The organism is Clostridium guangxiense (genome assembly GCF_021043395.1).
Taxonomy (GTDB): Bacteria; Bacillota; Clostridia; order Clostridiales; family Clostridiaceae; genus Clostridium_S; species Clostridium_S guangxiense.
Window position 1 is genome coordinate 1 of record NZ_JAJNKE010000004.1, and the last position, 14,184, is coordinate 14,184.

The following is a 14,184-nucleotide window of genomic DNA, read 5'->3' on the forward strand; positions in this document are numbered from 1 at the left end:
CAGAGGGCTTTTAGCCCAGCCAGTAATATGCCCTTACAGGGCTGAGCAAACCACCGGCTTAGCCGGTGGTCATGATTAACCTTTTGCCGTGGCAAAACCCTTCACCTTTGACAAGCAAAGCTATGTCAAACCCTTCACTTTAATTAGTTTGCAATTTTTTATATTTAGTACGACAGCCCCATTTTTTTAAAACTTTTATTTAAACTAATTTCTTGTCAAATATACCTGTTAAACCTAAGTTTTCTATTCTAGTTTTTATTTTATCTATATCTGTTGTATACAAGCCAGTTTCCTGCATCCTCTTAAAGTATTCTGAACCTGCAAAGGTATATCTAGTTTTTATGCCATCTTCCGTTAAAAGTTTATAATTTGCATAAGAAATAATATCTCCAATTGCAGTTTGCTTTGGCAAGATTAATTGAGGCATATTTAATACATGTCTTACGGCATTACATCCAGCAAGACTTCCAGTGCAAATGGCTTCAGTATGACCTACGAAAAGTCCGCTTTTCTCTCCACCGCAAAATAAATTATCTAATCCTTTAACCCTCATGTCATCTGTTCTAGGTGCAACAGATAAATATCTTATAGAATTTCCTTTTCCACCTGCATAAGGATCTACATATTTAACTTTTTCAAGCCCAGGTATTTTTCTCAATTTTTCTAGAGGATAAAAAGAAGTCATAAGCTTTGCATGTCCTGTATCAAGAAGTATTACGTTCTCAGCGAATTCTTTAAGAGCGTACTGCTGACATACTTTAAGCTTTAATTTATCAAGATTAATATCTTCAGGTGGAATTTTAAGAACAACCACACCTTTATCGTCAAGTTCCTTTACAATATCTGGAGATAAGCTTTCTTTTGCAAGTTTGCATGAACCACTAAAAGCACCAAAGGAGCCGTCTTCTCTTTCACCTTTGATATCATCAATTCCAGCTCTTTGACTTAGGCTTATACGTGGGCCAAAAGAAGGACATCTTAATACACACATAGAACAACCATTACCATATCTCAAACAATTGCCCATTGGTCCCGTAGAGCCTGTAGCTTCAATAAAAACATCTCCTTCAACATAAGTACCATCTGATAGAAAAATTCCTTTTATGGTTTTGCCACTTTTTTTAATGTCTACAACTCTTTTAACTAAATTTATTTTTATTCCCATATTGATAAGATAATTTCTTATATCTGCTTCTATTATATTTACATCATAAAGCCAGGCATGCTTGTGACCAGGAAAATCTATATTTTTATGTCTTGAATCAGCATCTGTTATGTTTATTAAATCACCAGCGCCTAAAGCTATAAGTTCTTCAGCAGCAGTAAAACGCCCATTGTTTCTCATAATTCCACCAACATTGCCGAGCCCTAAAACCATATCTGTTTTTTCATATATTGTTACGTCTGCACCAGCTTTTTTTGCTGTAATTGCAGCAGCACTACCTGCCCATCCAGCTCCAATAATAATTACCTTCATACAAAAATTACCCCCATAAATATTAATTGTTTATTAATAGATGTCACTTATTATTATGATATTTTAAACATATATTTTTGTTCCAACTTTTATAACTTTAAATTTTTGCAATGTATAAAATACGGTAATACGAAAAAACTAAAATTTGATAAAATTAATTAATACTAAGGAGGAAAAATATGAGAGAAGTAGTAATAGCAGGTGCGGCAAGAACACCTATAGGATCATTTGGGAAAGCGTTCAAGGATGTAACAGCAGTTGAACTTGGGGCACTAGTAATGAAAGAAGCAGTAAAGAGAGCAGGAATAAAACCATCAGATGTAAATGAAGTTGTTTTTGGAAATGTTCTTCAAGCAGGGCTTGGACAAAATACTGCAAGGCAAGCGGCTGTAAAGGCTGAATTACCAATACACATTCCTGCTTTTACAATTAACAAGGTTTGCGGTTCGGGGTTAAGAGCTGTAAGCTTAGCAGCTCAAATGATTAAAGCAGAAGATGTAGATGTAGTTATTGCTGGTGGAATGGAGAATATGAGTAGAGCTCCATATTTAGTTGAAACTGCAAGATGGGGAAACAAAATGGGTGACGTTAAGTTAGTAGATGAAATGGTTAAGGATGGATTATGGGATGCTTTTAATGATTATCATATGGGAATAACAGCTGAGAATATTGCTGAACAATGGAAAATATCAAGAGAAGAACAGGATAAATTTGCATTAGAATCACAACAAAAAGCGGAAAAATCCATAAAGAATGGGATATTTAAAGAAGAAATAGTGCCAGTTACTGTAAAAACTAGAAAAGGAGAAATTGTAGTTGATACAGATGAACAGCCTAGATTTGGAACTACTCTTGAAAATCTTACAAAGCTAAAGCCTGCATTTAAAAAGGCTGGAACTGTTACTGCTGGTAATGCTTCTGGTTTAAATGATGGTGCTGCAGCATTAGTTGTTATGAGTGCCGATAAAGCAAAAGAATTAGGAATTAAACCATTAGCTAAAATAATATCTTATGCATCAGTTGGTTTAGATCCTGCTATAATGGGCTATGCACCATTTTATTCAACCAAAGAGGCACTAGAAAAAGCTAATTTAACCGTAGATGATTTAGATCTTATAGAAGCAAACGAAGCCTTTGTTGCACAATGTGTGGCTGTAGCAAGAGACTTGAAATTTGATATGAGCAAGGTAAATGTAAATGGCGGAACAACTGCTTTAGGTCATCCAATTGGAGCATCTGGAGCAAGAATACTAGTCACCCTCTTGTATGCAATGAAAAATAGAAATGCTAAGAAAGGTCTTGCCACTTTATGTATAGGTGGGGGACAGGGAACCTCTTTAATAGTAGAAAGTATGCTCTAATTATGATATATAAATAAGCTAAACGTTTAAAAATATAAGTTTCAAAATTTTACGAGTAATATTTTATATTTATTAGTTAAAAAGTGAAGGCTTTTAACAAGCAAGGCAAGTTAAAACCCTTCACTAACATAAAATCCAACTTATACAAAAAATGCATCAATTATTTTAAGCTTTCTAAACATATCTTCTATCCTTAAATAAATATCTAGGATCTATCTGAACCTTGCAAAGTTTTTTTAATTTATGCCCGCTATAACGTACACCGCATGTTCCACACACTCCCTCACTGCAGCACATTTTGGCATTATTGCAAGAAGAAACCTTTATGTCGTCATCTATTTTGTTTAAAACTCTATTTATTAGTATGTCTGGACCTGATATATGAATTAGATTGACTTTTTTATTTTTTATACATTCTGATAAAAGAGTAGAAAACTCATAGGGGAGCTCTCCTTTAGTAAGCATGTTACAGTAGAAGATTTCGGCATCGCATTTTTCAAGGTATTCTTTTACAAAATTATCGTTTATATTAGCACTATCAATTATTATTAGTATTTTGTTGCCATTTGAATAAAGTTTTTTCATAACAGGAACCATAGGGGCTTCTCCTATGCCTCTTGCCACAATTAATGCGCACCCATCCTTTAGGGAATTGATGCTCTTTATTCCTAATACTCCATTCCAATAAGGCCCTCTAACCAAAATATTATCTTTTTCGTTTAGTTCATTTATAGTTTTAGTTTTTATTCCTTTTATCTCTATGGCTAATTTCAGAGAATTTTCTTTTGTATTTGCCTCCATTACGGATATAGGAGCATCATAATAAAAGTTTTTTGATGGGTTTCTCAAAAATACATAGCTGCCAGGAGAAGATAAATCCTGTACTAATTTATGTTTTGCAAGTATTGTTAATATAAGTAATTTATCATCTACGTTTTCTTTTTTCGCAATAGTACAGCTATATGCTTTCCTTTGAGTTCTAGCTTTATTACCGTTCCACATATATTCTTGATATATACAAACACCCTTCCAGTTTGTACAGTCACAGGAATCTTTACCCTTAAGCTGTGAACAAAGTATGCAGTCACCAGTTTCAGCTAAATGACATGGACAGTATTCACTTCCGCCGTCGATACAATCTATTATTTCATAATTCATGTAACAACCTCCAGTATTCTATTTAAAAGCTCTAATATTAGATTATTAATATAAATAATAATTGTTACTAAAAATTCAAGACTTAAGCTTACACATTTAAATTGAAAATAAATTTATGATTTGCTACAATTAAAGATAAATTAATGAAAGGATTAATGTATTATAGTATTAGCTAATGTCAATAATTAAAAAATAAGATTATACTTAATATGAAAGGCTGATAATTTTGAAGAAAACTTTTAAAATATTTGCAATGCTTTTTGTTTTAATATTTACGTTAACTTCTTGCAGTATAAATATTAAAACTTCTAATGAAAAATCTCAAAGTGTATCAAATGAATACAATGAAAAATTAAAAATTCATTATATAGATGTAGGCCAAGGAGACAGCATACTTGTTCAAAAAAATTATAGTAATATGCTTATAGATACAGGGACTAACGATTCAACAGAAAAGTTAATTTCATATTTAAAAAAGCAAAATATAAGAAAAATTGACTATCTTATTTTAACCCATCCTCATGAGGATCACATAGGAGGAGCAGATGCAGTAATTAAAGATTTTGATATAGGCAAACTTTATATGCCTAAGGTAGGTACTTCAACAAAAACCTTTAGGGATGTTCTTATGGCTATGAAAAATAAAGATTTAAAAGCAAATGAGCCAGAACTTTTAGAAAGCTTTAAATTTGAAGATGCAAATTGTACATTTTATGGTCCAATTAATAGCGAAAAGAAAGATTTAAATACATACTCGATAATACTTAAATTAACTTATGGCAGTACAAAATTTCTTTTTACCGGTGATGCGCAGGCTGAAAATGAAAGAGCTATGATATCTAAGGGCTATGATTTAAGTGCAGATGTATTAAAACTTGGACATCATGGAAGTCGAACCTCTACCTCCAATGATTTTCTTGATAAGGTAAATCCTAAGTATACAGTTATAAGTTGTGGAAAAGAAAATGATTATGGGCATCCACATAAGGAAACTGTAAATAGATTAAAAAGTAGGAATATACCATTATATAGAACTGATGAAAATGGCACTATAATTTGCACTAGCGATGGTAAAAATATAAGCTTTAATTGTAGTCCTGGAGATTACAGAAGTGGAAGGAGATAAGCTTAATGAAAGTGGTTATAGATAGATTTGAAGGAAATTATGCTGTTTGTGAAAAAGAAGATAGAACTATGATCAACATAGAGCGAAATTTAATTCCTAAGGAGGCCAAGGAACAAGATGTTCTGTTTTTAAAAGAAGGAATGATTTTCATAGATAAAAATTCTACTAAGAAGAAAAAAAATGAAATTGATGATCTAATGAAAGATATGTGGAAATAAAATAATTATTTATTGAAGAAGGAGTAAGTTTATGAGGGAGAGTAAATCTAATGAAGAGATATGGAATGATGTAAAAAATGATCCATGGTTTATAGAAAAAATAGAAAATCCAGATGATGACATATGTATTTACTGTGTTAAAAATGCTTGGAATACATTAAAGCTTATAAAAGATCCTTCAGATAATATTATAAAAGAAGCTTTAAAAACAAAGGGATGGGCAATTCAATTCGTTAAAAATCCAAGTGAGGAATTCCAACTTTTAGCCATAGAATCTGATTGGGATTCTATACAGTATATAAAAAATCCTTTTGAAAGCGTAAAAATTAAGGCAGTTGAAATGAATTGGAAAGCAATAGCATATATAGACAACACAAGTATTGATATGGAGCGAATTGCTGTAAGGCAAAATGCTGAAGCCATAATGTATATTAGTAATATTACTGATGAAAAGAAACGCATTTTTATAAAAGACAATATAAACTCAATAAAGTATTTGAATTTAGAGAATACAGATATCGTAGAAGAAACATTAAAAGAAAAAGTTTCTGACATAAATATAGATAAACAGTATATTGATGATTTTTTAAGGCTTAAATCTTTAAGTATAAATAAGACAAAACTTATATATAAATTTGGAAGTAAAAAGGCAAAAATGTATTTTATTGACTTAAAATTATCTGTGTAAGGAGAACAAAAATGAAATTTACAGAAGCATTACAAAGTATACATCTTGTAATTAACTCAGGTTCAGTACCTTTACTTGTAGGTGAAAGTGGAATAGGTAAAACTGCTCTAATAAAGCAGTTTGCGGCTGACTACAATTATTATTACATTAATATAGATGGAAACCTCCTTAAAGAAGGAGAAATTGGTGGGTTACCTTCAGTGGAAAAATATTATACTAATATAAATGAAAAAAAAGTAGAAAAAAATAGGACAACTTATGCTGTATATTTTAAATTTGCTTATATAGATGAACTTTTAGAAAAAGATCCAAATGCAAAAATACTGCTGTTTATTGACGAAATAAATAGATGTGAGCACAGTGTGCAGCAGGAAATTATGAATATAATACTTAACAGAGAAATTAATGGATATAAACTTAATGATAATGTTGTAGTAGTTGCTGCCATGAACCCATCAAATAAATATGATGAGTTTGAGGACAGCGAATATCAGGTTGTGGATATGGACCAAGCTCAAGAAGATAGATTTGTGTGGATTTACATGGAGTCAGATGTAAATGAATGGCTAAAATGGGGAATGAAATTAGAAAATGGAGAACCTAGAATACATGATGATGTAATTAATTTTATAGCGAGCTTTCCGGAATATTTACATGCACCCAATTCAAAAGAATCAATAAAGCCAACCCCAAGAAGTTGGGTTAGAGTTTCAAATATTTATAGGGAATACTTAAAAGAAAAGGGTTCTTTGTCATTAAGTATTTTATATAATGTTGTTAAAGGAAATGTAGGAGCTGCAATTTCTCAAGACTTTTTAAATTATATTGAAGAAAATAAAAATCCAATTATTAAACCTGAAGAAATATTTAAAAATGACTACATAACAGATGAATTAAAAAATAGAATTAAAACGGAAAGCCATTCAAGATTATATTTGACTGCGAGAAAGGTTCTATTTTATTTAACTAACCTTCAAGAAAGAGAAAGAGAAATAAGTCTCTTTTCTGAATTTTTAAGCTATTATCCTGATGACTTAAAAATGGGTATAATGCAGGGTATTAAAAGTGACTTCACTCAAAACCTTTATGAAGATTTTTTGAATAATGATATTTTTATTGAATCATTCTTTTCTATGTATGAGGATATAGAAGAATAGAGGATTGATGGATTTGAAGAATAATATTGAAGATGAAATAAAGGATTTATTTTGTGAAAGTCTAGAACTTAAAGAAGAACTTTTAGCAAATAAAGGTTTTAAAAAAAGGTTTTTTAATTTAATTGAAAAAATAAATTTTGATATGATGAATGGAGAAGACAATTTCTTTGGACTTTTTCTAATACAGTTAAAAAGAGAAATAAGAATAGATATTGCATCAGCTTGCGAAAGTGCAGCACAGCTTTCTAATTTTATAATATACTTTAATCCATATATCTTTTTAAAATGCTCTGCTTTAGAGATGCAAGCTTTAATTAAACATGAAATATATCATATAATGTACAATCATATTAAGCAGTTTAAAGTTTTATCAAGAAAATACAGTGATGTGGCAGTAAATACAGCATTTGATATTTCTATAAATCAATACATAAAAAATCTCCCACCGTGGGAAGCAACCTTGGAAAACGTAAAGCTTTCATATAATGTGAATTTAGAATATGATAAATTACCTGAATACTATGCTGAAAAATTGCAGAAAAGCATAAATAAGAGAATAAGCAGTGAGGGTGCAAAAATTACTAGTAAAAATTCAAAAGGAAATTTTACTGATTTTGATGTCGTTTATTCTCACAATTTGTGGAATGAATCTATAAGTAAATTTGATTATGAACAAATAGATGCCTTAACTGAAAAACTTGTTAGAAACTCTGCAAAAGGAAAGCTTCCAGCAAAGGTTGATGAATATATAAAGAATTTAAATAGAAAAGCAGAGATATCCTGGCAAGATTACTTAAAAAGAATTATTGGTACACTACCACATGGATATAAAAAAACTATAACTAGAAGAAATAGAAGACAGCCAGAGAGGTATGATTTAAGAGGACAGCTTTCAAATCACATTATTCAAATAGTCATTGCTATAGATATTAGTGGCAGCATGAGTGATGGTGAATTTGACAGTGCGGTACTAGAAATCTTAAGTATATTATCAAAACATAACTATGAAGTCACTATAATAGAATGTGATAATAGAATAAGAAGAGTATATAGATTAAAGAGTAAAAGAGATTTAAAAAAGAGAGTTGAAACTAAAGGTGGAACGAGCTTTTCTCCTGTATTTGAATATATGAATAAAAATAAAATGAAAGATCACTTTTTAATATATTTTACTGATGGAATGGGTGAAAAAGAGCTATCAGTAAAACCCCAAACAAAGAAAATATTATGGGTATTAACGGGTCAAAAGAGTGATTTATCATTGACCCCCAAAATAGGATCAGTTAAAAAGTTAAAAAATCACGTTGAAGAGGAATTTGAAATCTACAGGGATGTATTATTTAATAGGGGAGAATGGGCTAATAACGAATGGGCTAAATAATTTTTATAGTTTTAAGGAGGGAAAAATTTATATGGGCAAAAAAGTTTATGCTATAAAAGAAGGTTTTGATTCTAAAAATAATATTAAGATAAAAAATAAAATTGTTAATACCTGGGCTGAATGTCTAAACTACGTAAAAGGAGTAAAAGGTGCTCAATATAAAAGCTTTGAGAATATAGATAGCGCCAAGGCCTATTTAAATGAAGGCAGCAAAATGCTAAAAAAGTCTGAAGAAAGCTATCCTAAAGATTGTTTACATATTTACGTGGATGGCAGTTACAACGTTGAGACTGAGAAATATGCTTATGGCTTAGTAGCGGTTAGAGACAATGTAGTTGAATACATTGAAAGTGCAGCAGCTAAGGATAAAAGTAAAAAAAATATAAGACAAATTGCGGGCGAATTAGAGGCGGCAATAAGGGCTGTAAAATATGCTTTAGAAAGCGGAGAAAAGAAGGTGGTTATTTTCCATGATTATGAGGGTATTAGCCATCATGCCACTGGTTTTTGGGAACGCCGCGAAGAATCTTCAATAAATTACTACAATAAGATGAATGAACTTATGAAAAATGGCATCGAGGTTATTTTTGTAAAAGTAGATAGTCACACCGGAGACTTTTTCAATGAGCTGGTAGATGAAAAATGCAAAGAAAAAGTAAAGCTTGCATCAGATAAAGTTGTAGAAAGATGGCTTTCATCAAATAAACTTAAGGTGTTAAATGATAGTGTTAAAAAGGAAATACTTAAAGTTGCACCAGGAAGTGCAGAAAGTATTGAAATTGTAGAAAAAGATTTGTCTCCAAAACAAAAATTAGATGTTTGTTCTCAATATAAAGATCTTATAATTAAATATAAAAGCAATGTGAATGAAGGCATAAATTTGATTGAAGGGTTAAGTGATGAAGAAAAAACTAAATTTATAATTTATCTGCTTAATAATTAAAACAATTTAAAAGTTATAAAGATACTTAAAGGTATTTTTATAACTTTTTTTATTTAAATAGGATTTCATATTTTTTAAAACATTCACTTTAAATAAATATTTATATATATAAAAGGAATAATAAAATAAGAAAGGGGAGATTTTATGAAAAGTGAAGACAAGGTTACTATAATTGATAAAGAAAAGGCTAAAGAGCAGGAGAGAGCTAAAACAAAAGACAAAAAGGATGAAGAAACGGTTCCAAAGCTCAACAACGTAGATGTTTCATCACAAACTATGTACACATAAAAAATACTGTGATTTAAAAATACTAAAATGAAGTCTAAAAATGAAAAATGGAAGTGATAATATGAATAACAGACAAAATGCTAAAGACAAGGATTCAGAACCAAAGCGTGTTAAGTCAGAAGCTGCCTATGAAGAAGCAGTTGAAGACAAAGTAGAAAAAAGAAATATGACATATGAAAAAGATGATTTTCTTAAAGACAAAGTGTAAAGAGTTGGTTTAAAGAGTAACTTTCACTACGAAAAATATTTATTATCTTTCGTAGTGAAATGATTAAAATTTAAATATGGGAAAATTTTAATATTATCGCTAAATATAAAATAAAAGTGAGTGATTTTTTATATCTTTGGAAAGGAGAATATAAATCCATGACAATAGATGAACAAGTCGTACATGATAAAGGTCTAGATAATACTCTTGATTTATTGCATGAAGGATATACTTTTATTAAAAATACAATGGATTTCTATAGATGTGATATATTCGAAACCCATCTATTTGGAGAAAAAGTAATTTGCATAACTGGTGAGGAAGCTGCAAAAATTTTTTATGATGAGGAACGATTTCAGCGAAAAGACGCAGCACCAAAGCGAATACAAAAAACTCTTTTTGGAATGAACGCAATTCAAACAATGGATGGAAAGGCACATACTCATAGAAAGCTTTTCTTTATGTCCTTGATGACTGAAAAGCACCAAAAAAAACTTGCTGAACTTATGCTTGAAGCTTTACAAGCCTCTGCTTATGAATGGGAAAGTATTAAAAAAATAGTGCTTTTTGATGAAGTTAAAAATATTTTATGTAAAATAGCATGCCGTTGGACTGGAGTTCCATTACCAGAATTTAAAATAAAAAACTTAGCAGATGACTTTAGTGCAATGGTTGATGGTTTTGGAGGAATTGGTCCTAGGTATTGGAAAGGAAAAAATGCAAGAACTAGAACTGAAAGATGGGCAAAAGGCATTATAGAGGATGTAAGAGGTGGAAAGTTAACGGTTAAGAATGATTCATTGCTTTATGCAATGGCATTTTATAGAGAAATTGATGGTAATTTAATGTGCTCTGAGATGGCTGCAGTGGAACTCATTAATCTACTAAGACCTGTTGTTGCTATTTCAACATATATTACTTTTGCAGCTTTAGCATTATACAAACATCCGGAATGCAAAAAAAAGTTAGTAACTGATGATAATAATTACATAGAAATGTTCGTCCAGGAAGTTAGACGTTACTATCCATTTACCCCTTTTTTGGGTGCAAGAGTTCGAAAGGATTTTACTTGGAGCGGTTTAGAATTTGAGAAAGGGATGCTTGTACTTCTTGATATTTATGGCATCAATCATGATTCTAAAATATGGGGCAATCCAGATGAATTTCAACCAGAACGTTTTGAAAATAAAAAGGATAGATTGTTTAGCTTTATGCCTCAAGGCGGTGGCAAAGCTTCAGAAGGACATCGATGTCCAGGTGAAGGTATTACTATAGAAATTATGAAAGTAAGTTTAGATTTCCTTGTTAATAAGCTTGAGTTTGATATACCAAAGCAGGATTTAAGCTATAATTTAGCAAGAATACCAACACTGCCTCACAGCGGATTCATTATGAGCAATATTAAAAGGAAATCTTAAACTTTAATATTTAATTATTCATGCAGCTTCCATTGGCACTCTGTCACCTTCATTTCAATGAAAGCTGCCTCAAAGAAGAACCTGAAGTATTAAATTTAAACATAATAATGTCCACCTAATCGAATACTTTTTTATTCATGACATATAAATAGCTTATTATGGTTTTACCATCAAAAATTTTACCATCTTTTACGTACTTTTTAAAAGTATTATTATCTAACCATAAAACTTCCCTTACATCTTCATCATCAATTTTATTGTTTTTCAAATCCGATTTTTTTATATTAACATGATACAAATGCAAGATGCTTTTGCTGAAGCCAAGCATAGGAGTATAAGATATAATTTTATTTAAAGCATTCTTATTCACATTTAAATTAGTTTCCTCTTTAAGTTCTCTTATTAAACAATCTTCAGGGGTTTCACCCTCTACATCAAGACAACCTGCAGGTATTTCTAAAGTTTCTTTCATAACAACTGGTCTAAATTGTTTCACCATTAAAATATCTCCAAATTCATCTGTTACAAAAGCAGCAACAGCATCATAATTATGAAGTATGTCATAGGTTTTGCCATTAATATTTTTATTATAAATTTTTAACCATCCATCATAAACCAATTTTTCATCTGACATAAAAAAAGACCCCTTTTCTTTATTTAAAGCTCTTATATATTATATATATGCCTGCTAGAACAAGAAATGCTGATAATATCTAATACGAAATAGTGTATAGTTTTTTGGATAATACTAGAATAATATAGTATAATATTATTCTAAATATGTTTTAAAAATTTGGCAACAAAAAAGTACAATGTGGTGGTGATTTATTTGACAAGGTATATGAAAGGAATTTCAAAAAAGAGAGGTTTAAAACCAGGAAGTCTTGTTCATATAGGAAGAAAGACAGGTAAGAATTCAAAAATAAGCGTTATGGACTACAAAGTTGATAAATTTGAAGAAAAAGATTTAAAAAGTATAGAAGAAAGTTTTAAATATAAAAACTCTGATTCTACAACATGGATAAATGTGGATGGACTTGAGGATATAATTCTATATGAAAAGTTTGGACGCGAATTTGGAGTACATCCTCTTATAATGGAGGATATTTTAAATACTAACCAAAGACCTAAAATTGAGGAATTTGATAATTACATTTATGTTGTTTTAAAAATGATATACTATTCGAAAAATGTACCTGTAGTTGAGCAAGTAAGTTTGATTTGCATGAAAAATTTAGTAATAACTTTTCAAGAACAGGAATTAAAAGGCGATGTCTTTGATAATTTAAGAAATAGAATAAGAACTCAGGGTAATAAAATAAGAAGTGCTGGAACAGATTATTTGGCTTATGCAATTATCGATTCTATAGTTGATAACTATTTTGTTGCTCTTGAGAAATTTGAAGATAGAATAGAGATTTTTGAAGAAAAGCTTTTGAAAAATCCAACGAATGAAGTATTCACGGAAATATATAATATGAAGAGAGAAATGATTTTTATAAGAAAGTCAGTATGGCCTCTCAGAGAAGTTATTAACGTGCTTCAAAGAGGAGAGACAAAATTTATTGGAGCCGATACTGGTGTATATTTTAAGGATGTTTATGATCATACTATACAGGTTATAGATTCAATAGAATTGTTTAGAGATATAATTGAAGGTATGATGGATACATATTTATCAAGTGTGAGCAATAAAATGAACGAGGTTATGAAATTTCTTACAATATTTTCAACAATCTTTATTCCTCTCTCTTTTTTAGTTGGGGTTTACGGAATGAATTTTGATAATATGCCTGAACTTAAAATACACTATGCATATCAAATATTATGGGGAATTATGATTTTTATTGCAGTGGGAATGCTTGCATATTTTAAAAAAAAGAAATGGTTATAAGGTGATTATGATGGAAGAAAGATTACAAAAATACATGGCTAGCTGTGGTGTTGCCTCGAGAAGAAAATGCGAAAAATTGATTGAAGAAGGAAGAGTAAGCGTAAACGGAGTTACTATAACAGAGCTTGGTTTTAAGATTAATACAGATAGTGACAAAGTTTTCTTGGATGGAAAACCAATAAAAATTGAAGAAAAAAAGATTTACATAGCTTTAAATAAACCTAAGGGATATATTACTGCTTCAAGTGATAATAGGGGAAGAAAAACTGTAATTGATATTTTTGATTTTAAAGAAAGACTTTTCCCTGTAGGTAGACTGGATTATGAAACCTCAGGACTTCTCATAATAACAAATGATGGTGAGATATTTAATAAAATAATGCATCCCAAACAAAATATAAATAAAACATACATTGCACTTGTATCTGGTATTCCTGATGAAACAGAGATATCAACTCTAAAAAAAGGTGTGGATATAGGTGGGTATATAACTGCACCTTCAGAAGCTTCAATAGTAAAAGTTGAAGGTAAAAATTCAATTTTGAAAATAGTGATACATGAAGGTAAAAAAAGACAAGTGAGAAGAATGTGCAGAGCAATACATCATCATGTCATTGAACTTAAAAGAGTTTCTATTGGAAGTATAACGCTTGGTGATCTAGAAGTAGGACAGTGGAGATATCTAAGCAAGGATGAAGTAAATTATTTGATGAATATTTAGAATCAGAGCATTTAATGAAATTGCAGTGAGCATTGAACCCTCTGCAATTTGGATGCACTTCTATCGAAATCACCCTAATAAAATGAATAAAATATTGAATAAGTTTTCATTTAATGTTAAAATGAAATAAATAATTCATTTTGAAA

Annotated in this window: 15 protein-coding genes; 12 read left to right on the forward strand and 3 right to left on the reverse strand. The window is 30.3% G+C overall.

Annotation, left to right across the window (positions count from 1 at the left end; translation table 11 throughout):
• Positions 1-199 precede the first annotated feature (199 nt).
• Positions 200-1,477, reverse strand: coding sequence for an FAD-dependent oxidoreductase (locus LQK79_RS04310; RefSeq protein ID WP_053242214.1), 1,278 nt, complete (start codon positions 1,475-1,477; stop codon positions 200-202).
• A gap of 179 nt (positions 1,478-1,656) precedes the next feature.
• Here LQK79_RS04310 and LQK79_RS04315 point away from each other — a divergent pair, with 179 nt between their 5' ends.
• Positions 1,657-2,838, forward strand: coding sequence for an acetyl-CoA C-acetyltransferase (locus LQK79_RS04315; protein WP_053242213.1), 1,182 nt, complete (start codon positions 1,657-1,659; stop codon positions 2,836-2,838).
• A gap of 174 nt (positions 2,839-3,012) precedes the next feature.
• On the opposite strand, the gene LQK79_RS04320 is transcribed toward LQK79_RS04315, so the two are convergent.
• Positions 3,013-3,996 (reverse strand): sulfide/dihydroorotate dehydrogenase-like FAD/NAD-binding protein, encoded by a 984-nt coding sequence (locus tag LQK79_RS04320; protein WP_231015684.1) that lies wholly within the window; start codon positions 3,994-3,996, stop codon positions 3,013-3,015.
• 226 nt (positions 3,997-4,222) lie between these two features.
• Between LQK79_RS04320 and LQK79_RS04325 the strand changes: the two genes are divergently transcribed.
• The 9 genes from LQK79_RS04325 to LQK79_RS04365 all read left to right on the forward strand — a co-directional run bounded on the left by LQK79_RS04325 (position 4,223) and on the right by LQK79_RS04365 (position 11,423).
• Entirely contained in the window at positions 4,223-5,122 is a 900-nt protein-coding gene (locus LQK79_RS04325) for a ComEC/Rec2 family competence protein (RefSeq protein ID WP_231015685.1), read from the forward strand.
• Between the two features lie 5 nt (positions 5,123-5,127).
• Complete coding sequence (locus LQK79_RS04330; RefSeq protein ID WP_053242209.1) at positions 5,128-5,340, forward strand: DUF3006 domain-containing protein; 213 nt, start codon at positions 5,128-5,130, stop codon at positions 5,338-5,340.
• A gap of 31 nt (positions 5,341-5,371) precedes the next feature.
• On the forward strand, positions 5,372-6,028 hold the full coding sequence (locus tag LQK79_RS04335) for a hypothetical protein (RefSeq protein ID WP_053242208.1): 657 nt from the start codon (positions 5,372-5,374) through the stop codon (positions 6,026-6,028).
• An 11-nt stretch (positions 6,029-6,039) separates the two neighbouring features.
• Positions 6,040-7,185 (forward strand): AAA family ATPase, encoded by a 1,146-nt coding sequence (locus tag LQK79_RS04340; protein ID WP_053242207.1) that lies wholly within the window; start codon positions 6,040-6,042, stop codon positions 7,183-7,185.
• Between the two features lie 7 nt (positions 7,186-7,192).
• Complete coding sequence (locus LQK79_RS04345; protein WP_407928512.1) at positions 7,193-8,566, forward strand: vWA domain-containing protein; 1,374 nt, start codon at positions 7,193-7,195, stop codon at positions 8,564-8,566.
• 31 nt (positions 8,567-8,597) lie between these two features.
• The gene (locus tag LQK79_RS04350; RefSeq protein WP_231015687.1) at positions 8,598-9,509 is read left to right on the forward strand and encodes a ribonuclease H family protein; all 912 of its coding nucleotides are present in this window, start codon (positions 8,598-8,600) and stop codon (positions 9,507-9,509) included.
• Positions 9,510-9,653: 144 nt separating this feature from the next.
• Complete coding sequence (locus LQK79_RS04355; RefSeq protein WP_231015688.1) at positions 9,654-9,797, forward strand: hypothetical protein; 144 nt, start codon at positions 9,654-9,656, stop codon at positions 9,795-9,797.
• Positions 9,798-9,858: 61 nt separating this feature from the next.
• Complete coding sequence (locus tag LQK79_RS04360; RefSeq protein WP_207642175.1) at positions 9,859-10,005, forward strand: hypothetical protein; 147 nt, start codon at positions 9,859-9,861, stop codon at positions 10,003-10,005.
• Positions 10,006-10,163: 158 nt separating this feature from the next.
• Complete coding sequence (locus tag LQK79_RS04365) at positions 10,164-11,423, forward strand: cytochrome P450 (protein ID WP_269144051.1); 1,260 nt, start codon at positions 10,164-10,166, stop codon at positions 11,421-11,423.
• Between the two features lie 115 nt (positions 11,424-11,538).
• Here the strand turns inward: LQK79_RS04365 and LQK79_RS04370 are convergent, their stop codons facing one another.
• Positions 11,539-12,057: an NUDIX hydrolase gene (locus tag LQK79_RS04370; RefSeq protein WP_231015689.1), complete on the reverse strand. Its 519-nt coding sequence runs from the start codon at positions 12,055-12,057 to the stop codon at positions 11,539-11,541.
• A gap of 186 nt (positions 12,058-12,243) precedes the next feature.
• Here LQK79_RS04370 and corA point away from each other — a divergent pair, with 186 nt between their 5' ends.
• A complete protein-coding gene (gene corA, locus LQK79_RS04375) occupies positions 12,244-13,317 on the forward strand; it encodes a magnesium/cobalt transporter CorA (protein WP_231015780.1) in 1,074 nt (357 codons plus the stop codon).
• Positions 13,318-13,327: 10 nt separating this feature from the next.
• Positions 13,328-14,038 (forward strand): pseudouridine synthase, encoded by a 711-nt coding sequence (locus LQK79_RS04380; protein ID WP_053243316.1) that lies wholly within the window; start codon positions 13,328-13,330, stop codon positions 14,036-14,038.
• The last annotated feature ends 146 nt before the right edge of the window (positions 14,039-14,184 follow it).

What these genes read in the sequence shown, in the direction of transcription:
- LQK79_RS04310 (WP_053242214.1), bottom strand. Translation starts at nt 1,477, where the DNA reads ATGAAGGTAATTATTATTGGAGCTGGATGGGCAGGTAGTGCTGCTGCA.
- LQK79_RS04315 (WP_053242213.1), top strand. Translation starts at nt 1,657, where the DNA reads ATGAGAGAAGTAGTAATAGCAGGTGCGGCAAGAACACCTATAGGATCA.
- LQK79_RS04320 (WP_231015684.1), bottom strand. Translation starts at nt 3,996, where the DNA reads ATGAATTATGAAATAATAGATTGTATCGACGGCGGAAGTGAATACTGT.
- LQK79_RS04330 (WP_053242209.1), top strand. Translation starts at nt 5,128, where the DNA reads ATGAAAGTGGTTATAGATAGATTTGAAGGAAATTATGCTGTTTGTGAA.
- LQK79_RS04335 (WP_053242208.1), top strand. Translation starts at nt 5,372, where the DNA reads ATGAGGGAGAGTAAATCTAATGAAGAGATATGGAATGATGTAAAAAAT.
- LQK79_RS04340 (WP_053242207.1), top strand. Translation starts at nt 6,040, where the DNA reads ATGAAATTTACAGAAGCATTACAAAGTATACATCTTGTAATTAACTCA.
- LQK79_RS04345 (WP_407928512.1), top strand. Translation starts at nt 7,193, where the DNA reads ATGGATTTGAAGAATAATATTGAAGATGAAATAAAGGATTTATTTTGT.
- LQK79_RS04350 (WP_231015687.1), top strand. Translation starts at nt 8,598, where the DNA reads ATGGGCAAAAAAGTTTATGCTATAAAAGAAGGTTTTGATTCTAAAAAT.
- LQK79_RS04355 (WP_231015688.1), top strand. Translation starts at nt 9,654, where the DNA reads ATGAAAAGTGAAGACAAGGTTACTATAATTGATAAAGAAAAGGCTAAA.
- LQK79_RS04360 (WP_207642175.1), top strand. Translation starts at nt 9,859, where the DNA reads ATGAATAACAGACAAAATGCTAAAGACAAGGATTCAGAACCAAAGCGT.
- LQK79_RS04365 (WP_269144051.1), top strand. Translation starts at nt 10,164, where the DNA reads ATGACAATAGATGAACAAGTCGTACATGATAAAGGTCTAGATAATACT.
- LQK79_RS04370 (WP_231015689.1), bottom strand. Translation starts at nt 12,057, where the DNA reads ATGTCAGATGAAAAATTGGTTTATGATGGATGGTTAAAAATTTATAAT.
- LQK79_RS04380 (WP_053243316.1), top strand. Translation starts at nt 13,328, where the DNA reads ATGGAAGAAAGATTACAAAAATACATGGCTAGCTGTGGTGTTGCCTCG.